Source organism: Prauserella endophytica (assembly GCF_005146945.1).
Classification (GTDB): Bacteria; Actinomycetota; Actinomycetes; order Mycobacteriales; family Pseudonocardiaceae; genus Prauserella_A; species Prauserella_A endophytica.
Genome location: NZ_SWMS01000028.1, coordinates 1 through 19829, shown reverse-complemented (window position 1 = coordinate 19829; position 19829 = coordinate 1). Strand labels below are relative to the sequence as shown.

General features: G+C 71.2%; 18 protein-coding genes and 1 tRNA gene. 16 read left to right on the top strand and 3 right to left on the bottom strand.

Translation table 11 applies throughout. The features are described 5' to 3' along the window. Positions 1–21 precede the first annotated feature (21 nt). Complete coding sequence (gene mfd / locus FCN18_RS32490) at positions 22–3603, top strand: transcription-repair coupling factor (RefSeq protein WP_112270726.1); 3582 nt, start codon at positions 22–24, stop codon at positions 3601–3603. On the opposite strand, the gene FCN18_RS39285 is transcribed toward mfd, so the two are convergent. Next, entirely contained in the window at positions 3604–3840 is a 237-nt protein-coding gene (locus FCN18_RS39285; RefSeq protein ID WP_112270728.1) for a hypothetical protein, read from the bottom strand. Between the two features lie 85 nt (positions 3841–3925). On the opposite strand from FCN18_RS39285, the gene FCN18_RS32485 reads away from it, so the two are divergent. The 4 genes from FCN18_RS32485 (at position 3926) to FCN18_RS32470 (ending at position 7312) form a co-directional block, all read left to right on the top strand. Next, entirely contained in the window at positions 3926–4543 is a 618-nt protein-coding gene (locus FCN18_RS32485) for a TetR/AcrR family transcriptional regulator (protein ID WP_158303210.1), read from the top strand. 13 nt (positions 4544–4556) lie between these two features. After that, the gene (locus FCN18_RS32480) at positions 4557–5507 is read left to right on the top strand and encodes a SurA N-terminal domain-containing protein (protein WP_137096900.1); all 951 of its coding nucleotides are present in this window, start codon (positions 4557–4559) and stop codon (positions 5505–5507) included. Further along, positions 5504–6469, top strand: coding sequence for a MazG family protein (locus tag FCN18_RS32475; protein WP_137096899.1), 966 nt, complete (start codon positions 5504–5506; stop codon positions 6467–6469). The genes FCN18_RS32480 and FCN18_RS32475 overlap by 4 nt, the downstream gene beginning before the upstream one ends. 111 nt (positions 6470–6580) lie before the next feature. Beyond that, positions 6581–7312 (top strand): lysozyme family protein, encoded by a 732-nt coding sequence (locus FCN18_RS32470; protein WP_112271272.1) that lies wholly within the window; start codon positions 6581–6583, stop codon positions 7310–7312. 83 nt (positions 7313–7395) lie between these two features. Here FCN18_RS32470 and FCN18_RS32465 read toward each other — a convergent pair whose 3' ends face one another. Further along, a complete protein-coding gene (locus FCN18_RS32465; RefSeq protein WP_110343109.1) occupies positions 7396–7800 on the bottom strand; it encodes a tetratricopeptide repeat protein in 405 nt (134 codons plus the stop codon). A 122-nt stretch (positions 7801–7922) separates the two neighbouring features. Here FCN18_RS32465 and FCN18_RS32460 point away from each other — a divergent pair, with 122 nt between their 5' ends. From FCN18_RS32460 to FCN18_RS32425, 8 genes are all read left to right on the top strand, one after another. Beyond that, positions 7923–8951 (top strand): hypothetical protein, encoded by a 1029-nt coding sequence (locus tag FCN18_RS32460; protein WP_228714246.1) that lies wholly within the window; start codon positions 7923–7925, stop codon positions 8949–8951. 40 nt (positions 8952–8991) lie between these two features. Continuing rightward, a complete protein-coding gene (locus FCN18_RS32455) occupies positions 8992–9450 on the top strand; it encodes a VOC family protein (RefSeq protein WP_112271276.1) in 459 nt (152 codons plus the stop codon). 101 nt (positions 9451–9551) lie between these two features. After that, the gene (eno, locus tag FCN18_RS32450; RefSeq protein ID WP_113645022.1) at positions 9552–10838 is read left to right on the top strand and encodes a phosphopyruvate hydratase; all 1287 of its coding nucleotides are present in this window, start codon (positions 9552–9554) and stop codon (positions 10836–10838) included. Positions 10839–10846: 8 nt separating this feature from the next. Next, on the top strand, positions 10847–11374 hold the full coding sequence (locus FCN18_RS32445) for an FtsB family cell division protein (RefSeq protein ID WP_112270737.1): 528 nt from the start codon (positions 10847–10849) through the stop codon (positions 11372–11374). Between the two features lie 16 nt (positions 11375–11390). After that, the gene (locus tag FCN18_RS32440) at positions 11391–11891 is read left to right on the top strand and encodes a DUF501 domain-containing protein (protein WP_137096925.1); all 501 of its coding nucleotides are present in this window, start codon (positions 11391–11393) and stop codon (positions 11889–11891) included. Positions 11892–11980: 89 nt separating this feature from the next. Further along, positions 11981–13156 carry a lytic transglycosylase domain-containing protein gene (locus tag FCN18_RS32435; RefSeq protein ID WP_137096898.1) on the top strand — a complete coding sequence of 392 codons (1176 nt, stop codon included), beginning with the start codon at positions 11981–11983 and terminating at the stop codon, positions 13154–13156. Between the two features lie 4 nt (positions 13157–13160). Further along, positions 13161–14114, top strand: coding sequence for a Ppx/GppA phosphatase family protein (locus tag FCN18_RS32430; protein WP_112270743.1), 954 nt, complete (start codon positions 13161–13163; stop codon positions 14112–14114). Between the two features lie 80 nt (positions 14115–14194). Continuing rightward, positions 14195–15928 (top strand): S8 family serine peptidase, encoded by a 1734-nt coding sequence (locus FCN18_RS32425; RefSeq protein ID WP_113645020.1) that lies wholly within the window; start codon positions 14195–14197, stop codon positions 15926–15928. 123 nt (positions 15929–16051) lie between these two features. Here FCN18_RS32425 and FCN18_RS32420 read toward each other — a convergent pair whose 3' ends face one another. Further along, positions 16052–17551 carry a S10 family peptidase gene (locus FCN18_RS32420; protein ID WP_112270746.1) on the bottom strand — a complete coding sequence of 500 codons (1500 nt, stop codon included), beginning with the start codon at positions 17549–17551 and terminating at the stop codon, positions 16052–16054. Positions 17552–17583: 32 nt separating this feature from the next. Between FCN18_RS32420 and FCN18_RS32415 the strand changes: the two genes are divergently transcribed. From FCN18_RS32415 to FCN18_RS32405, 3 genes are all read left to right on the top strand, one after another. Continuing rightward, a complete protein-coding gene (locus FCN18_RS32415; protein WP_112270748.1) occupies positions 17584–18291 on the top strand; it encodes a uracil-DNA glycosylase in 708 nt (235 codons plus the stop codon). 83 nt (positions 18292–18374) lie between these two features. Beyond that, positions 18375–19697, top strand: coding sequence for an NAD(P)/FAD-dependent oxidoreductase (locus FCN18_RS32410; protein ID WP_112270750.1), 1323 nt, complete (start codon positions 18375–18377; stop codon positions 19695–19697). Positions 19698–19723: 26 nt separating this feature from the next. Further along, positions 19724–19797 (top strand) — tRNA-Leu (locus FCN18_RS32405). The last annotated feature ends 32 nt before the right edge of the window (positions 19798–19829 follow it).

Here is a 19829-nt window from a genome sequence, read left to right as displayed (position 1 = left end):
TTACACAGGTGAGGGGAATTCGTGGCCGACTCGCACGCGCCGTCGCTGTCCGGGCTGCTCTCCGCTGTTCTTCCTGATCCCGCGCTGCGCGGCGTGGTCGAGCGCGCGGGCGCGCCGCTGCTCGACCTCGACGGCGCACCGGCGACGCGCCAGCTCGTGCTCGCCGCGCTGGCCTCCGACCAGGGCGCGGGCAGGCCGGTGCTCGCGGTGACGGCCACCGGCAGGGAGGCCGAGGAGCTCACGGCTGCGCTCGGCAGCTTCCTCGGCGCCGACGTGGTCGCCGACTTCCCGTCCTGGGAGACGCTGCCGCACGAGCGGCTCTCGCCGAGGGCCGACACCGTCGGCAAGCGGCTCGCCGTGCTGCACCGGCTCGCACAGCCGGACCACGGCGGCCTGCGCGTGGTCGTGGCCACCGTGCGCAGCCTCATCCAGCCGATGGCGCCCGGTCTCGGCAGCCTCGCCCCGATCGAGCTGAAGGTCGGCGAGGAGAGCGAGTTCGAGGCCGTGCTCGAACGGCTCGTCGAGCTGGCCTACACGCGCGTGGACATGGTCGAGAAGCGCGGCGAGTTCGCCGTCCGCGGCGGCATCCTCGACATCTTCGCGCCCACCGACGAGCACCCGCACCGCATCGAGTTCTGGGGTGACGAGGTGAGTGAGATCCGCGCGTTCGCGGTCTCCGACCAGCGGTCGCTGCCGGGCGAGATCGCAGGGGTCACCGCGCCGCCGTGCCGCGAGCTGCTGCTGACGGCCGACGTCAAGGCCCGCGCGGCCAAGCTCGCCGAGGTGCATGCGGCCGACGCGCATCTCGCGGAGATGCTCACCAAGCTCGCCGACGGCATCCCCTGCGAGGGCATGGAGGCCCTCATCCCGGTGCTGTGCGAAGGCGAGCTGGAGCTGCTCACCGACGCCATGCCGGAGGGCGCCCACGTGGTGCTCACCGACCCGGAGAAGATCCGCGCCCGCGCGGGTGACCTGGTGCGCACCGGCCAGGAGTTCCTGGAGGCGTCGTGGATGAGCGCGGCCGGGGGAGGCGCGGCGCCGATCGACCTCGGCGCGTCGGCGTACCGGAGTCTCTCCGAGGTGCGCACCCACGCGGCCGACACCGGCCGGGCGTGGTGGACGCTGTCGCAGCTCACCAGCGAGCAGGACGTGCACCACGTCGCCATCGAGGGCGCGCCCGCCTACCGGGGTGAGCTGGAGCGCGTGAGCACCGACCTGCGCGCCCACACCGCGGCGGGCGGCAGCGCCGTCGTGGTGGTGGCCGGTGCCGGCACGGCGACGCGTGCGGTCGAACAGCTCTCCGCCGCCGAGGTGCCCGCGACGCAGGTCGAGAGCCTCACCGAGCCGCCCAAGGCAGGCGTCGTCACGGTCACGTGCGGCGGTCTCACGGAGGGCTTCGTGGCGCCGGAGTCGGCGCTCGTGGTGCTCAGCGAGGCCGACATCACCGGCCGGGGCGCCACCGCGGGCCGCTCCACCCGCGACCTGAACACGAAGATGCCGTCGCGCCGTCGCAACGCGGTGGACCCCATCGCGCTCAAGTCCGGCGACTACGTGGTGCACGACCAGCACGGCATCGGCCGGTTCGTGGAGATGGTGCAGCGCACCGTCGGTGGGGCGACGCGTGAGTACCTGGTGCTGGAGTACGCGCCGTCGAAGCGCGGGCACCCCGGCGACCGCCTTTTCGTGCCCACCGACCAGCTCGACGAGGTGTCGCGCTACGTCGGCGGCGAGCTGCCGACGCTGAACAAGCTCGGCGGCTCCGACTGGAAGAACACCAAGGCCAAGGCGCGCAAGGCGGTCAAGGAGATCGCCGCCGAGCTCGTGCAGCTCTACGCCGCCCGCCAGGCCGCGCCCGGCCACGCTTTCGGGCAGGACACTCCGTGGCAGCGGGAGCTGGAGGACGCGTTCCCGTTCGTGGAGACCGCCGACCAGCTCGGCGCCATCGACGAGGTCAAGGCCGACATGGAGCGCGGCGTGCCGATGGACCGGGTGATCTGCGGTGACGTCGGATACGGCAAGACCGAGATCGCGGTGCGCGCGGCGTTCAAGGCGGTGCAGGACGGCAAGCAGGTGGTGGTGCTCGTGCCGACGACCCTGCTCGCGCAGCAGCACCTGAACACGTTCTCCGAGCGCATGCGCTCGTTCCCGGTGACGATCAAGGGCCTCTCCCGGTTCACCGAGCCCGCCGAGTCGGAGAAGACGCTGGAGGGACTGGCCTCCGGCGAGGTCGACATCGTGATCGGCACGCACCGGCTGCTGCAGACCGGCGTGCGGTACAAGGACCTCGGTCTGGTGATCGTGGACGAGGAGCAGCGGTTCGGCGTCGAGCACAAGGAGCACATCAAGGCGCTGCGCACCCACGTCGACGTGCTGACGATGTCGGCGACGCCGATCCCGCGCACGCTGGAGATGAGCATGGCCGGGATCCGGGAGATGTCGACGATCCTGACGCCGCCCGAGGACCGGCACCCGATCCTGACCTACGTCGGCGCCTACGACGACAAGCAGGTCGCCGCGGCGATCCGGCGCGAGCTGCTGCGGGACGGCCAGGTGTTCTTCGTGCACAACCGCGTCTCCTCGATCGAGAAGGCGGCGCGGCGGCTGCGCGAGCTGGTGCCCGAGGCGCGCGTGGTGACCGCGCACGGCCAGATGAACGAGCACCGCCTCGAGCAGATCATCCAGGGCTTCTGGGAGCGCGAGTTCGACGTGCTCGTGTGCACCACGATCGTCGAGACCGGGCTGGACATCTCCAACGCCAACACGCTGATCGTCGAGCGCGGCGACCTGCTCGGCCTTGCCCAGCTGCACCAGCTGCGCGGCCGCGTCGGCCGGGGCCGGGAGCGCGGCTACGCCTACTTCCTGTACCCGCCGGAGTCGCCGTTGACCGAGACCGCGCACGACCGGCTCGCCACCATCGCGCAGAACACCGAGCTGGGCTCGGGCATGGCGGTGGCCATGAAGGACCTGGAGATCCGCGGCGCGGGCAACATCCTCGGCGCCGAGCAGTCCGGGCACATCGCGGGCGTCGGCTTCGACCTCTACGTCCGGCTCGTCGGCGAGGCGGTGGACGTCTTCCGCAAGCACGCGGGCGCGGGCGGCGCGGCCGAGGAGGACGCCGCGCCCACCGAGGTGCGGGTGGACCTGCCGGTGGACGCCCACATCCCGCATGACTACGTGCCCGGCGAGCGGCTGCGGCTGGAGGCGTACCGCAAGATCGCGGCGGCTTCCGACAAGGATGGCCTCGACGCGGTGCTGGACGAGCTGATCGACCGCTACGGCCAGCCGCCTGAGCCGGTGCGCAGGCTGCTCGCGGTGGCGGCGTTCCGCCAGGCGTGCCGCGACGCGGGTGTCACCGAGGTGACCATGCAGGGCAACAACCTGCGGTTCACGCCGCTGGAGCTGGCCGACTCGCAGCTGGTGCGACTGAAGCGGCTGTACCCGAAGGCGGTCTACAAGGCGGTGACGCACACGGTGTCGGTGCCGAAGCCCACGGAGGGTGGTGCGGGCGGCCGCATCGGTGCTCCTCCGCTGCGGGACGAGGCCCTGCTCGACTGGTGCACGAAGCTGCTGACGTCGCTGACGAAGCAGCCCGCGGGCGTGTGATCAGGCGCGTTTCTTCCACGCCTCCAGCGCGGCGATGACGACGACCGCGCCCAGGATCACCAGCAGCGGCACGACGTAGCCGAGTGCCCCCCGCTGTTCGCCGAAGACCAGCCGGAACGGTCCGCTGTGCCTGCCCGCGATCAGCCAGCCCGCAAGCGGGATCACCCCCAGCATGATCCCGGCGAACGCGACTATTCCCTGCAGGCCGTTGGCCGTGCCGGTGCGTTCCTGTGCCATCGTGCCTCCCCCCATGTCAATGCGATCGCATCGTAAAAGCGGCACGCTCGCGGTGTCAATGCGATCGCATTGCTACGCTGACGGCGTGCCGAGGAAGGTCGACGTCGAAGCGCAGCGAGCCGGGATCGCCGCCGCCGTGCTGCGGCTGGCGGCGCGGTCGGGCCTGGAGGCCGTGAGCCTGCGCGAGGTCGCCGCCGAGGCCGGGGTCTCGATGGGCCGCGTGCAGCACTACTTCCGCACCAAGGAGGAGATGCTGCTGCACGGCGTGCGCCTCGCGATGCGGCGCATGGAGACCCGCATCGCCGATCGGCTGCGCCGCCTGCCCGACGAGGTCGGCGAGGAGCAGGTGCTGCGCGCCGCGATCGACGAGGTGCTCGGAGACCACCCCGAGACGCGCCAGGTGATCCGCGCGAGCGTCGCCTACTACGCGCGGGCGCAGGAGAACGCCGAGGTCTTCGAGGTCCTGTTCGGCGACGACGCCGTGCTGCACGACCTGGCCGCCCACGTGGTCCGCACCGCGCAGGCGGAGGGGCGGGCGCCCGCCGGGCTCGACCCAGAGCAGGAGGCGCGCGTCGTCTGGTCGCTCGCCGACAGCCTCGGCATCAAGGTCGCGTTCGGACAGACGTCGAGCGAGCAGGCGATGGCGACGATGCGTTATCACCTCGACCGCGTGCTCGGTTGCGAGGCCCACCCGGGGGTGTGAGAGGGTACGCGCTGTGATCCGGATCATTCGCCGCCCCGTCACGCTCCTCACCGCCGTTGTCGCCGGTCTCGTGCTCGCCGGCTGTGGATCCGGACCGAGCCAGGTCGGCTCCGCCGCGATCATCGGTGACCGCTCGATCCCGCTGGAGGACGTCCAGCAGGAGGTCCGCTGGCTGCTGGACAACGTGCCCGAGGCCGAGCAGGCGCAGGAGCAGCGCAAGCTCGACCTGCAGGCGCGCGAGGTGGTGCGCAGCCGGATCATCCACGAACTCACCATGATCGCCGCGGAGCGCGAGGGCCTTCGGGCCGATCCCGCCGAGGTCGACGCGCTCATCGAGGGCAGCGGCGGCGTCGACGCGGTCGCCAGGGGCGCGGGCGTGATCCCCGAGCGGGTCCGCGAGCTCGCGACCGATCAAGTTCTGCTGCAGCAGCTCGCGCAGCACTACGTCGACCGCGTGTCCGTGCGGCTCGTCGGCACCTCGATCGTCACCGAGAGCCCCGGCGCGACCGCGAAGGACCAGGCGCTGGAGATCGGCCGCGACATCGCCGCGGACCCCGGCCGCGTCGAGCAGATCGTTCGCCAGAGCGGCAACCAGCTGATCGACAGCGAGTTGCCGATGGCACAGACCCTGCAGAACCAACCCGAGATCGCGGCGAGCGCGGTGTTCGGCGCCTCGGAAGGCTCGGTGCTGGTGATCCAGCCCAGCCAGGAGCAGGCGGAGTGGCTGGTGGCTCTGGTCCAGGAGCGCAACGTCTCCGCCGGCGACGGCTCGGCCTCCACGGCACAGGCCGACCCGCAGTACCTCTACTTCGCGGGCCTGCGGCTGCTGCAGCCCATCGCGGACGAGCTCGGCGTGCGCGTGAACCCCCGCTATGGCGTGTGGGACGCCACGGCCCTCTCGCCCGCGGCCAGCGAGGGCGAGCTTTCCGGTTACCAGCTCCAGTCCCGTACCGTGCAGCCATGACCTGGCTTTCCCCGACGGTGGTGCTCGTCTCTCCCGCACTGCCGGCGGTGCTCCCTGCCGCGGCACTGACCGCGCTGAGGCAGGCCGAGCACGTCTTCGCCGCCGCCGACCTGCCCGAGGTGACCCGCACGGCACTCGACGCGAAACCCGCGCCGCAGCCAGCGGAGCTGACGCGGCACTCCGGGGTCGTGCTCATCACGACCAGCACGGACGTGCCGGGTGCCGCCGCTCTCCTCGCCGCCGGCGCGACCGTGGTCGAAACCCCCGTGCCACCACTCGCGGAGGCCGCCGAGGTGATGGACCGCCTGCGCTCGCCGGGCGGCTGCCCGTGGGATGCCGCGCAGACGCACGACTCGCTGCGGCAGTACCTCGTCGAGGAGACGTACGAGCTGCTCGACGCGATCGAGGAGGGCGACCGCGCCGCGCTGCGCGAGGAGCTGGGCGACGTGCTCCTGCAGGTGCTGTTCCACGCGCGGGTCGCCGCCGAGCACGAGACCGACCCGTTCGACATCGACGAGGTGGCGGGTGAGCTCGTCGCCAAGCTCGTCGGCAGGCATCCCAACGTGTTCTCTGGCTCCGAGGCCGTGCACACCGCCGAGCGCCAGCAGGTGCGGTGGGAGGAGCTCAAACAGGCCGAAAAGCGCCGTGAGTCCATTGTGGATGGTGTGGCACTCGGTCAGCCCGCCGCCGCGCTGGCCGGGAAGCTCGGGCACCGCACGGGTCGCGCCGGGCTGCCGTACGACCTGTTGCCCTCCGGCGCCGACGAGGGCTCGAAGCTGTTCCGCATCGCGGCGGGCGCGCGGCGGGGCGGGGTCGACCCCGAGGGCACGCTGCGCGCGGTGGCGAAGGCGTTCGCCAACGACGTCCGGGCCGCCGAGCGGGCGGCCCGCGAGGCCGGGTTCGACCCGGCGGCCCTCGACGCGGACGGGTGGCGCCGTTTCTGGCCGGTCCAGTCCACGTAACCTGACCGGGTGACCGAGCCCACCCCGTCCGGGCGACCACGCGTGCCGGACGGGCATCGCAGCCCGTTACCCCGGCCCGCCCTCGCCCGGCTCGCGCTCACGCTCCTGGTCGTGGCGACGGGCCTGACGTTGATCCTCACCATCGGCGTGCGCAAGGAGGAGAACGAGCGCGACGCCGCGCTGGTGATCCCCGACCAGCGCCCGCGCTCGCACGAGACCGTGCCGAGAGCGGCGCTCGCCGCCCCGGTCGACCGGCCGAGAGCCTCCGACCAGGCCGAGCTCGACGCTTGGGCCGAACGGGTCGCCGACGCCACGGGCATCCCGGCGCGCGTCGCCGCCGCCTACGGCAGGGCGGAGATGTGGCTGCGCGGCGAACGGCCCGAGTGCCGGCTCTCGTGGGGCACGCTCGCCGGCATCGGCCGGGTCGAGTCGCGGCACGGCAGCCTCGACGGCAACAGCATCGGCGACGACGGCAGGCCCGAGCGGCCGATCATCGGCATCGCGCTGGACGGCTCGCCGGGTGTGCGCGAGATCCGCGACACCGACGACGGCAGGCTCGACGCCGACATCTCGTGGGATCGCGCGGTCGGGCCCATGCAGTTCCTGCCGGAGACGTGGGAACGCTGGGGAGCGCGGGCGACCAGCGACGGCGCCGAGCCGGACCCGCAGGACATCGACGACGCGGCACTCGCGGCGGCCAGGTACCTGTGCGCGCAGGGCCGCGACCTCGCCACGCCGCAGGGCTGGTGGGACGCCGTGCTCGCCTACAACCGCTCGGTCGACTACGGCCAGGACGTCTTCAGCGGCGCCGACGGCTACGCGGAGGCGACCCGGCCGCGGTGAGCCGACCGACCGGCGTTGACCGCAGTGAAGGCCACCATGCCTGCGTTGAACGCAGTGAAGGTGGCCTTCACTGCGGATGCGCGCTAGGTGTTGCCCAATGCGAGGCGGGCGCTGACCTCGCCGATCGCGTCCTGGTACTCCGGCACGGGGTTCATCGCCGACGCCATCCGCAACTGTGCGAGCGCCTCGACCAACCGGCCGAGGCGCTGCAACGTCCTGCCCAGTACGAAGCGGGCGTAGTGATCGGAGGGATCCATCTCCACCACCCGCGTCAACGCCTGTTCGGCCCGGTTGAGCTGCGCGGAGTGGAAGTACGCCCGGCCGGCGAGCAGTTGCACGCTTGGTTTGTCCGGCTCCGCGTCGAGCACCGGTTCCAGTGCCTTCAGCGCGTCGAGCGGGCGCCGCCGCTGGACGAGCGCCTCTGCCTGACGGAACGCGCGGAACCGTGCTTCGCCCGAAGGCGCCGGTACTGGCTCCTCGTCAACCATGATTCTCTCGACGGTACCTCCGAGAGCACCGTTTCTCGACCCTCGCCAAGATCTCGAAACGGCCATGATCCACCCGTTTCCGCTAACGAGAACCGCTGTGCCGCCGATCAACGGACGTTTTCGTGATCACTCAGTTGGAGGCACCGGTGGAGCCGGATCCGTTCGAAAATCCCGATCTGCGAGATCCCGAGTGGGTCCGGCAGGCCGAGCGCAACGCGCGCAAGGGCGCCAGGAAGGGACGCCGGGAGGCGAAGAAGGTCCGTAAGAAGCAGGTCGAGACCTGGGGGCAGCGGCCGAAGAAGCGGTTCCGGCGCACCCGCGCGATCGCGCTCGTCGCGGTGGTGCTCGCCCTCGCGGGCGGCGGCATCTACTACATCCAGCAGGCTCGTGACGACAAGCCCGTCGGCACCTACGCCGACCGGCCGACGGCCGACCCGATCGACCTGAACCGCCCGTTCGCGGAAACCCCCGCGCACGACTGGGCCGAGGGCGCCGACGCCATCGTCGTGCCGAGGGCCGTCGCCGTCGGCGATTTCACCGCCGAGCGGGTCGCCAGGGCGTACGAGGAGGTCAAGGCCATGATCGTCGCCTCCCGCCTCGACCCCAGGATGCTCGAACACGGCGACGTGGAACCCTTCCTCGCCCTGCTCGCCGAGGGCCAGCGTGAGGAGATCCGCCACCAGTTCCGGGAGGCGGAGTGGCCCTCTCGCTACGCGACCCGCATCGCGCCTGGCTTCCGCCTGCTCGCGGCGGAGCCGAGGATCAGGGGCGCCATGACCGCCGAGCCGGGGGACGCACCGGGGGCGCTGCGCGTGCGCACCAACTACGTGTTCGCCTACGCCTTCGACGTGGACGACCCGCGTGAGGCGCTCGCCCCGCTCGACCTCGTCGCCATGTTCCGTGCCGACGTGTCGTACCTGCTGTACGAGGGCGAGCGGTGGGTCCCGCGGGACCGCGGCTACTTCCTCGACGGCGCCGAGTCGTTCACGTACTCGATGTCGTGCGAGGCGATGCGAAAGGGCCTGCTCGCGCCCGCCTACAGCGACCTGACGGCGCTCGGGCTGCCCGACTCGAGGCGCCCGCCGGAGTACTTCGATCACACGAAACCGATCCCCGATGTCAACACGTGCGGGGCGCCCGAGGCGGGGTGAGTGCCGGGGCCGGTTGTCCCATGTGGTGGACTACCCCGTCATGAGCGACGAAGACCCGAGGTATCTCGGCCTCGCGCCGTACCTGTACTACACCGACGCGACCGAGGCTCTGGAGTGGCTGACCCGCGTCTTCGGGTTCGAGGAGAAGGTCCGCTACGTCGACGCGGCGGGTGAGGTCTTCCAGGCCACCGTCATCGCGGGCTCGGCCGAGATCCAGCTCACGTGCGTCGGAGCCGACTACTGGGAGAGCAAGGGCGTCGACGGTCCCGTCGGCCAGCTCAACGTGGTGTACGTCGACGACGTCGACGCGCAGTACGAGCGGGTGTGCGAGGCCGTCGGCGAACAGGTGGAGGTCACCAGGCCTCAGGACCAGCCCTACGGCGCCAGGCTGTTCACCGTGCAGGACATCGGCGGCAACAGCTGGGCGTTCTGGCAGCGCGTCTCCGACACCGTCGAGCTGCCGGCCGGCTGGCAGGAGATCCGTCCCGAAGATCAATGACGGTCCGTATCGCGGACTGAGTGCGTGCCTCCAACGGGTGACCACCGCATGCGGCTACGCTGGTGCCGTCGTCGCAGGCACTACCCGGTGAGGAGCAAGGCGTGGCGGTTATCGAGCAGGTGGGCGCACGCGAGATTCTGGACTCTCGCGGCAACCCGACCGTCGAGGTGGAGGTCGCCCTCGACGACGGGACGCTGGCGCGGGCAGCGGTCCCCTCGGGCGCGTCGACCGGTGAGCACGAGGCCGTGGAGCTGCGGGACGGCGACGCCAAGCGCTACAACGGCAAGGGCGTCGAGCGCGCTGTCGCGGCCGTTCTCGACGAGATCAGCCCCGACCTGGTCGGCGTGGACGCCGTCGACCAGCGCATCGTCGACCAGAAGCTGCTGGACCTCGACGGGACGCCGGACAAGTCGCGGCTGGGCGCCAACGCCATCCTCGGCGTCTCGCTTGCCGTCGCGAAGGCCGCCGCGGACTCGGCCGAGCTGGAGCTCTTCCGCTACCTCGGCGGGCCGAACGCGCACGTGCTGCCGGTCCCGATGCTGAACATCCTGAACGGCGGTGCGCACGCCGACACCGACGTGGACATCCAGGAGTTCATGATCGCGCCGATCGGCGCCGACTCGTTCCGCGAGGCGCTGCGCTGGGGCACCGAGGTCTACCACTCGCTGAAGTCGGTACTCAAGGGCCGCGGGCTCTCCACCGGCCTCGGTGACGAGGGCGGCTTCGCGCCGAACCTGTCGAACAACCGCGAGGCGCTCGACATCATCGTCACCGCGATCGAGAAGGCCGGCTACAAGCCGGGCAGCGAGATCGCGCTCGCACTGGACGTGGCCGCCACCGAGTTCTTCGACGACGGCGCCTACACCTTCGAGGGCTCCAAGCGCAGCGCCGAGCAGCTCATCGGCTACTACACCGAGCTGGTGGACAGCTACCCGCTGGTGTCGATCGAGGACCCGCTGTCCGAGGACGACTGGGACGGCTGGGTGCGGCTCACCTCGGAGCTGGGCGAGCGCGTGCAGCTGGTCGGCGACGACCTGTTCGTCACCAACCCCGACCGGCTCGAGGAGGGCATCTCCCGCCGCGCGGCGAACGCGCTGCTGGTGAAGGTCAACCAGATCGGCACGCTGTCGGAGACGCTGGACGCGGTGACGCTGGCCACGTCGTACGGCTACAAGTGCATGATGAGCCACCGCTCCGGCGAGACCGAGGACACGACGATCGCCGACCTCGCCGTGGCAACGGGCGTTGGCCAGATCAAGACCGGTGCTCCCGCGCGCAGCGAGCGCGTGGCCAAGTACAACCAGCTGCTGCGGATCGAGGAGACCCTGGCGGACGCCGCGCGTTATGCCGGCGACCTGGCCTTCCCGAGATTCACCCCGGAGAGCTGAGCAGACAAGTGGCCGAGCGGGGCAGGGCGCGCGGCAGGCGAGGCGGGGGACGGGCGCAGAGTTCGTCGCCCCGCCGTCCTCAGCGTGCCCGGCGCGAGGACCGTAGGTCGCGCCTGCGCCGGGGTCTGACCGCGACACGGGCGTCGGGCGCCGCGAAGGTGCTCGGCATGTCCACCACGAGGCGGGCGGCGGTCGTCGCGATCGTCGTGTGCGCGCTCGCGTTCACGATCGCCGTGCCGCTGCGCACGTACCTGTCCCAGCGCGCCGACGTCGCCGCGGAGGAAGCGCGGCAAGCGGAGCTGGAGCAGCAGGTGGCGGAGCTGGAGGCGCGCAAGGCGGAGCTGAGCGACCCGGCGCAGGTGGAGGCCGAGGCCAGGCGCAGGCTCCGCTACGTGATGCCCGGCGAGACGCCGTACATGGTGCAGCTGCCGGAGGACAAGCAGTCCGAGCAACGGCCCGAGGGCGACGAGAGCGCCCCGGCTCAGGGCTTGGCCTGGTACGAGATGTTGTGGGATAGCGTGACCAAGGGTGAATGAGACCGATTTCGAGCCCGTGACCGACGCGGACCGGGAGATCATCGCGCAACAGCTGGGCAGGCCGCCGAGGGCGTTGCGCGCAGTCGCGGCCCGGTGCCCAAGCGGGCATCCGAACGTGGTGCAGACCAGTCCCCGGCTGGAGGACGGCACGCCGTTTCCCACGCTCTACTACCTGACTTGCCCCACCCTCACGTCGCTCGTCGGCAAGCTCGAGGCGTCCGGGCTCATGAAGGAGATGACGGCACGGCTCGGCGAGGACCCCGATCTGGCCGCCGCGTACCAGCGCGCGCACGAGTCCTATTTGGCCCAGCGCGACGCGATCGACCCGCTCGGCCACGAGGTGAGCGCGGGCGGCATGCCCGGCCGCGTCAAGTGCCTGCACGTCCACCTCGCGCACACGCTCGCGTGCGGCCCCGGCGTGAACCCGTTCGGCGACGAGACGCTGGAGCTGTTGCGAACGGAGGGTTGGCCCTCAGGAGACTGCGCTCCATTGGTCCAGACGGAGCAATCCTGCTGAGAATTCGCTGACAGCGGCTGATTCCCGCTTCCCGTTGAGGCAGGCTTACCCCACGTCATCGCCAGGAACGCGGGTAAGGGGGGCAGGCCGTGGACGCGAGCCGCACACTCGGCGTCTTCCGGAGATTCGGCCTGCGGCACAAGGCTTTCGCCGCCGCGCTCGGCGGAGCACTCGCCGTGCTTCCCGCGGCGCTGGTGAGCGAGACGGCGGCCCAGTGGGTGAACACGGCCGCCACCGAGTACTCGGGGACCATGGCCCTCGAGGGCGGTTACCCGCCGGAGCCCGGCCAGATCGGTGTGGACGGAAGCCTGCCGGACGCTCCCGATCCCGAAGACCTGACCGCCTACGAACTTCCCTCTCCCGGCCCACTCGGCATCCCGAGCACGGCGCTCGAGGCGTACCGCAATGCCGCCCGCGTCGTCGGCGCCGAGTTCCCCGCCTGCCACATCGACTGGGCGCTGATCGCGAGCATCGGGCGCATCGAGTCGAACCACGCGCGCGGCGGCTACGTGAGACCGAACGGCGACACGCTGGAGCCCATCCTCGGCCCCGTGCTCAACGGCGTCGGCCCGGTCGCCGCGATCCCCGACACCGACGGCGGCCGCTACGACGGCGACACCACCTGGGACCGCGCGGTCGGTCCCACCCAGTTCATCCCGGCCACCTGGGCCCGCTACGGCGCCGACGGCAACGGCGACGGCGTCCGCGATCCGAACAACATCTTCGACGCGACCGTGGCCACCGGCCGCTACCTCTGCTCGGGCGGGCTGGATCTCGCCAAGGACGACCAGCTGCGCGCCGCGCTCTACCGGTACAACAACTCCGACACCTACGTCGAGACCGTGATCCTCTGGGCGCAGGCGTACCGCGACGGCGTCGCGACCGTGCCGGACAGCCGGGTGCCGCTCGCCGTGCCGCAGGTGGTCGCCACCGAGGCGCCGTCACCGGTCGCGCCGCCACCGGCCGCGCCGGGCGCCCCACCGCCGTCGACGGGCGGCACCGGCACCACGCCGCCCGGTTCGCCTCCTCCGGGCACGCAACTGCCGAGCGAGACCGGCCCGCCGCCCGGCACCACGACGACGACACCGCCGACCACCACGGACACGTGCGAGCCGCCGCCCACGACGACGCCGGCCTCGCCAACGGAGACGACCTCGCCGAGCCCGACGCCGCCGAACTGCGAGACCACCACCCCGCCGACGACCACGACCACGACCACGCCCACGACCACGACCGGGGAGGTGGCGCCGAGGACACTAGGGTGAGCGCATGCCACGCGTAGCCGCCATCGACTGTGGAACGAACTCCATCCGCCTGCTCGTCGCCGAGCTGACGCACCGCCACGACGGCAGTGTCGACCTGCGCGACCTGCACCGGGAGATGCGGATCGTGCGGCTCGGCCAGGGCGTCGACGCCACCGGGCGGCTCGCGCCCGAGGCGCTGGAGCGCACGCGCGAGGCGTTGGCGGCGTACACGATCGCCGCGCGGCGCAAGGGCGTGGAGAAGGTGCGCATGGTGGCGACGTCGGCCACGCGCGACGCGAGCAACCGTGAGGACTTCTTCGCGATGACCCGCGACGTGCTCGGCGTCGAGGCCGAGGTGATCACGGGAGACGAGGAGGCGCGGCTGTCGTTCACCGGCGCGGTGGGGGAGCAGGATCCGGACGACGGGCCGTTCCTGGTCGTGGATGTCGGCGGCGGCTCCACCGAACTGGTGCTCGGCACGTGGGACGGGCAGCGCGCCGACGTGTTCGCCGCGCGCTCGGTGGACATCGGCTGCGTCCGGATCACCGAGCGGACCCTGCGCAGCGACCCTCCGACGGCCGAGGAGATCGCGGCAGGCCGCGAGCTGGCCGCCGAGGTGCTCGCCGATGCCTTCGCCGCCGTCGACGTGTCGAAGGCGCGAACGTGGATCGGTGTGGCCGGCACGGTCACCACGCTCTCGGCGGTCGCGCAGGAGCTGCCGGAGTACGACTCCGAGCGCACGCACCTCTCGCGGCTCGCCAGGGCCGACATCGACCGCATCGCGAGCGGGCTGCTCGCGGCCGACCACGACGCGCGGGCGGCGAACCCCGTGATCCACCCCGGGCGCGTGGACGTCATCGGCGGCGGTGCGCTGATCGTGCAGGTGCTCGCCGAACAGCTCGCGCAGCGCGGCGGGCCCGCCGACCTCGTGGTCAGCGAGCACGACATCCTCGACGGCATCGCGCTTTCCCTCGCCTGACCCGACTTTCGTTGGTTTTTCGCCCACCCGAGGGCACCGGGGCCATAGGTTCCTCTCATCGCTTTTCGAGGAGGAACCGAGTGAGAAGACCAAGGCTCCTTGCCGCCGCGCTGGCCGTGCCGCTCATCGGCGGTGTCGTGGGCGTCACCGCCCCCGTCGCGACGGCGCAGCCCGCCCTGTCCGGACCGGCCACCGAGTTCACCGTGCTCGCCGAGGCGGGCAGCAGCGCCGCCGACGCCGCACAGGCGGTGCGTGACGCCGGGGGCACCGTGCTCCGCACGAACCCGGCCACCGGCCTGATCACGGCGACCGCGCCGGCCAACGGCTTCACGGAGCGCGTGTCCGCGGACCCCGCCGTCTACGGCGCTGCCGAGGCCCGCCCGATCGGCGAGGCGCCGAGGCAGGACGGCTCCGGCAGGCCGCACGACGCGGTGGAGAAGGAGAACCAGCACGTCGAGCCCGCCCCGGCGCGGGCGAAGCGGCCGACCTCGAGGCCCGTGGGCACCGATCCGCTCGACGACAAGCTCTGGGGCCTGAAGTCCGTTCGTTCCGACCTGGCCAGGACCGTGCAGCCCGGCGACGAGCGGGTCAAGGTCGGCGTGATCGACACCGGTGTCGACGGCACCCATCCCGACCTCGCGCCGAACTTCGACCGCAAGACCTCGCGCAACTTCGTGCGCGACATCCCCGCGGACCCGAACGGCAATGAGGTGGACGGGCCGTGCGAGTTCCGCGGCTGCGTCGACCCGGTCGACCACGACGACAACGGGCACGGCACGCACGTGGCGGGCACGATCGCGGCCGCAGCGAACGGCACGGGCATCTCGGGTGTCGCGCCCGGCGTCACGCTCGTGAACCTGCGGGCCGGACAGGACGCCGGGTACTTCTTCCTGCAGCCGGTGGTCGACGCGATCACCTACGCGGGAGACGCGGGCGTGGACGTGATCAACATGTCGTTCTACGTGGATCCGTGGTTGTACAACTGCGCGGCCAACCCGGCCGACTCGCCGGAGCAGCAGGCGGCGCAGCGCATGACGGTGGAGGCCGTGAACCGCGCGCTGAAGTACGCCCACCGCAAGGGCGTCACGCAGGTCGTCGCGCTCGGCAACCAGCACGCCGACCTCGGCGCGCCGCAGCCGGACGCCAGCAGCCCGAACTACCCGGCCGGCAACGAGCACGAGCGCGACATCGACAACACGACGTGCCTCTCGATGCCCACTGAGGGCGCGCACACGATCTCGGTGTCCTCGTTCGGTCCGTCTCAGTCCAAGGCCGACTACTCCAACTACGGCACGGAGCAGATCTCGGTGTCCGCGCCGGGCGGCTACTACCGGGACTACTTCGGCACGGACTGGTTCCGGGCCAACGAGAACATGATCCTCTCCGCCTATCCGCGCAACGTCGCGGTCGCGGAGGGCAACGTGGACGCCAAGGGCGACATCACGCCGCAGGGCATGGAACTCGGCGTCCAGAAGGCGACCGCCGCCGACGGCACGGTCGGGTACTACCAGTACCTGCAGGGCACGTCGATGGCCGCGCCGCACGCGAGCGGGGTCGCCGCGCTGATCGTGTCGGAGTACGGCCACGGCTGGGGCAAGCGGTTCGGGATGAACCCGGAGGCCGTGGAGCGGGTGCTGCTCGGCACCGCCGCGGAGATCGCCTGCCCCGTGCCGAACACCGTCGACTACCTCGACGAGGGCCGAGACGAGTCGTTCACCGCGACCTGTACGGGCACCCCGGAGTTCAACGGCTTCTACGGCCACGGAGCCGTTGACGCCTACGCCGCGGTGAAGAACGGCGCCCGCCACCTGTAACCCCAACCGCAGTGAAGGCCACCATGCCTGCGCCCGCCCGTCTCCCACCACCACCCGAACGGAGGCGCTGCGCGCCGCAGTGTTGATTCCACGCAGGCATGGTGGCCTTCACTGCATCAAGGGTCAGCGGTTGGCGGCGGACTTCACGAACTTCGCCAGGTCCTTCGACTGCTGCACGCGCGAGGGCTCGTGGACGTACATCATGTGCCCCGCCGGGTAGTACACCGTCTCGACGTTGTCCCGCAGCTCCTCGGGGATCTGCAGGCGCGCGAGCACGTGCTCGGCCGCGTAGTACGGAGTGGCGCCGTCGTAGTGCCCCAGCGCCACGTGGACCTTCAGGTGCGGGTTGGCGCGCATCGCCGCGCCCAGACCGTCCACAACGGACACCGGACGGCCCTCGAAGTCGGAGTACGACCACGCGCGGTTGACGTCGAGCGAGAGGATCTCGTACGGCAGGTCGTTGGAGTAGCCGAGCTCCGCGCGCACGTAGTGGTTGAAGCCCGCGGAGTAGGCGCCGATGATGCGCGAGACCGAGGCGTCGTCGCTCATGTGCTCGCGCCCACCGTCGGGCTCCCACGTGGTGAAGCGGCCGTCCATACGGCCCGTGGTGAGCCCCTGGTCGCGCAGCAGCTCGGTGAAGAACCGGACGTGCTCGATGCGCAGGTTCACTCGGTCCACATAGGACTCCGAGAGCCCGGCGAGGTACGCGAGCCTCGACACCGCGTCCGCGCGCTCCTCCTCGGTGAGCCGGGCCCCGCGCTGGAGTGCCCACGGCAGGTCGCGGGAGGCGAACTCCTCGGCCTCGGCGAGGACGTCGTCGAGCGGCCGGTCGCCGTGCTTGCCGTGGTAGTGCGCGATCGCGGCGTACGTCGGCAGGTACAGCGAGTACGGCAGGTCGTTGCCCTCGCTGAAGACGATCGTGCCCATGTCGAGCACCGACGAGATCAGCAGCAGTCCGTTGAGGTAGAGCCCGTGCCGGTCCTGCAGGTGTGTCGCGAGGGCCGCCGCGCGCAGCGTGCCGTAGGACTCGCCCGCCACGAACTTCGGTGAGAGCCACCGCTCGTTGCGTGACGTCCACAGCCGGATCACCTCGCCGACCGACTCCACGTCCGGCGTGAACCCGTGGTAGTCCTTCGGTTTCTCGCCGGCGGCCGCCCGCGAGTAACCCGTGGAGACCGGGTCGATGAACACCAGGTCGCTGTGCGCCAGCAGGGTGTCGGGGTTGTCGGCGAGGCGGTACGGCGGCGGTTCGGGGTCGTTCACGTCGCCCGAGACGATCCGGCGTGGGCCGAGCACGCCGAGGTGCAGCCAGATGCTCGACGAGCCGGGCCCGCCGTTGAAGGCGAACGTCACCGGCCGCGTCGCGGGGTCCGCGCCGTCGAGGGTGTACGCGGTGACGAACACCTCGGCCTTGGGTTTGTGACCCTCGAACTTGCCGTCGGTGAGGATCTCCTTGCGGAGGACGATCCGGCCGGTCTGCGCGGTGTAGGCGAGCTTGCGGCGTTTGACGGTGAGGCTGTGCCGTGTGGTCACCAGGTCGTCGGTGGGTTCGGCGGGTTCCGCCTTCGCGCCGTCGCCGTTCGCGGGGTGCTCGGTCTCGCCGTTGGTGGTCTTCTCGGGCATGCGTCCAACCTAGATCAAGGGACAATGGACGTGTGGTGATCACGGCGAGGACCCTGGCCGAGCTCGACCGGCAGGTGAGCGAGTGCCGTGCGTGCCCCCGGCTGGTGGAATGGCGCGAGCACGTCGCCGAGGTCAAGCGCGCCTCCTACGCGAGCGAGACCTACTGGGGCAGGCCGGTGCCCGGGTTCGGCCCGCCGGACGCGTCGCTGGCCGTGGTGGGCCTGGCTCCCGCCGCGCATGGTGGCAACCGCACCGGGCGGATGTTCACCGGCGACCGCTCCGGGGACGTGCTCTTCCAGGCCCTCTACGACGTGGGCCTCGCCTCGCAGCCGACATCGGTCCGGCGTGACGACGGGCTGACCCTGCGCGGCACGCGGATCACCGCGCCCGTCCACTGCGCGCCGCCCGACAACAAGCCCACGCCCGCCGAGCGCGACACGTGCGGCGCGTGGCTAGCACGTGAGCTCGACTTGCTCAAGCCCACGCTGCGCGCCGTGGTGGTGCTCGGCGGCTTCGGGTGGCAGGCGCTGCTGCCCGTGCTGGCCGCCGCGGGGTGGGCGGTGCCGCGGCCGCGGCCGCGCTTCGGGCACGGCGTGCACCTGCTCCTCGAAGGCCCCGCAGACCTGCATCTCCTCGGGTGCTATCACGTTTCACAGCAGAACACCTTCACCGGCAGGCTGACCCCCGCGATGCTGCGGGAGATCTTCGCGAAAGCGGCGTCACTGGCGGGGCTCAACTGAATCGTTTGCGTAACGTGGCGACGCTGGTCACAGCCAGGCAGGGCCCACGAGCGGTTCGCTTGACACGGTGCGAACATGGAGTCATGGCAGCCAAGTCGGAACCCACGAGGATCCTCGTTCTCGGTGGCGGGTACGTCGGCCTGTACACGGCTCTGGGGCTTCAGAAGAAGCTCCGCGCCAACGAGGCGTCCGTGACCGTGGTCGACCCTCAGCCGCACATGACCTACCAGCCGTTCCTCCCTGAGGCGGCTGCCGGGTCCATCGAGCCGCGGCACGTGGTCGTGCCGCTGCGCAGGGCTCTCCGGCGTTGCCACGTTCTGACCGCGCGCGTCACCAAGATCGAGCACGAGCGGAAGGCCGTGACGGTCGAGGCCGCCGACGGGCACATCGAGCAGCTCAACTACGACGTCCTCGTGGTCGCGCTCGGTTCGGTCGCACGGCTGCTGCCGATCCCCGGCCTGGCCGAGGAGGGCATCGCCTTCAAGACCATCGGTGAGGCGATCTACCTCCGCAACCACGTGCTCACCAAGCTGGACGAGGCCGCAAGCACGCTCGACCCCGAGCTGCGCAAGCGGCTGCTGACGTTCACCGTGGTCGGCGGTGGGTTCGCCGGGATCGAGGCGCTCGCCGAGCTGGAGGACATGACCCGCTTCGCGACGCGCTACTACGAGAACATCCAGCCCGACGACATCCGCTGGGTGCTTGTCGAGGCGGCCGGCCGCATCCTGCCCGAGGTCCGCGAGACCCTCGGCGTCTGGACGGTGGAGCAGCTCGAGAAGCGCGGCATCGAGGTCTACCTTTCGACGGCCGCGAAGTCGTTCGAGAACGGCCACGTGGTGCTGTCGGACGGCACGGAGTTCGAGAGCGACACGATCATCTGGACCGCCGGTGTCAAGGCGAACCCGGTGCTCGCGAACTCGGACCTCCCGATCGACAAGCGCGGCAGGCTCCAGGCGACGGCCGGTCTGCAGGTCGTCGGCCACCCGGACGCCTGGACGGCGGGCGACATCGCCGCGGTGCCGGACCTCTCGCGCACCGAGGAGGACCCGACGGCCACCTGCCCGCCGAACGCCCAGCACGCGGTGCGCCAGGCGAGGCACCTGGCGAAGAACATCATCAAGGTGCTGCGTGGCGGCCAGCCGGTGGACTACTACCACAAGAACGTGGGCTCGGTCGCGAGCCTCGGCCTGCACAAGGGCGTCGCGGACACCTTCAACGTCAAGGTCAAGGGCTTCGTCGCCTGGCTGATGCACCGCGCGTACCACGTCAAGGCCATGCCGACGTTCAACCGCAAGGTCCGCATCTTGCTGGACTGGCTCCTGGGCGGCCTGCTCCGCCGCGAGGTCGTCTCGCTGGGTCAGATCAACAACCCGAAGGAAGAGTTCACGCGGGCTTCCAAGTCGTAGCAGCTACGGGGGCTTAAGCTGCTCATGCCCCCGTAGCCCAACCGGCAGAGGCAGTCGACTTAAAATCGATTCAGTGCGGGTTCGAGTCCCGTCGGGGGCACTAACCCCCAGGTCAGCGACCTGGGGGCAGGG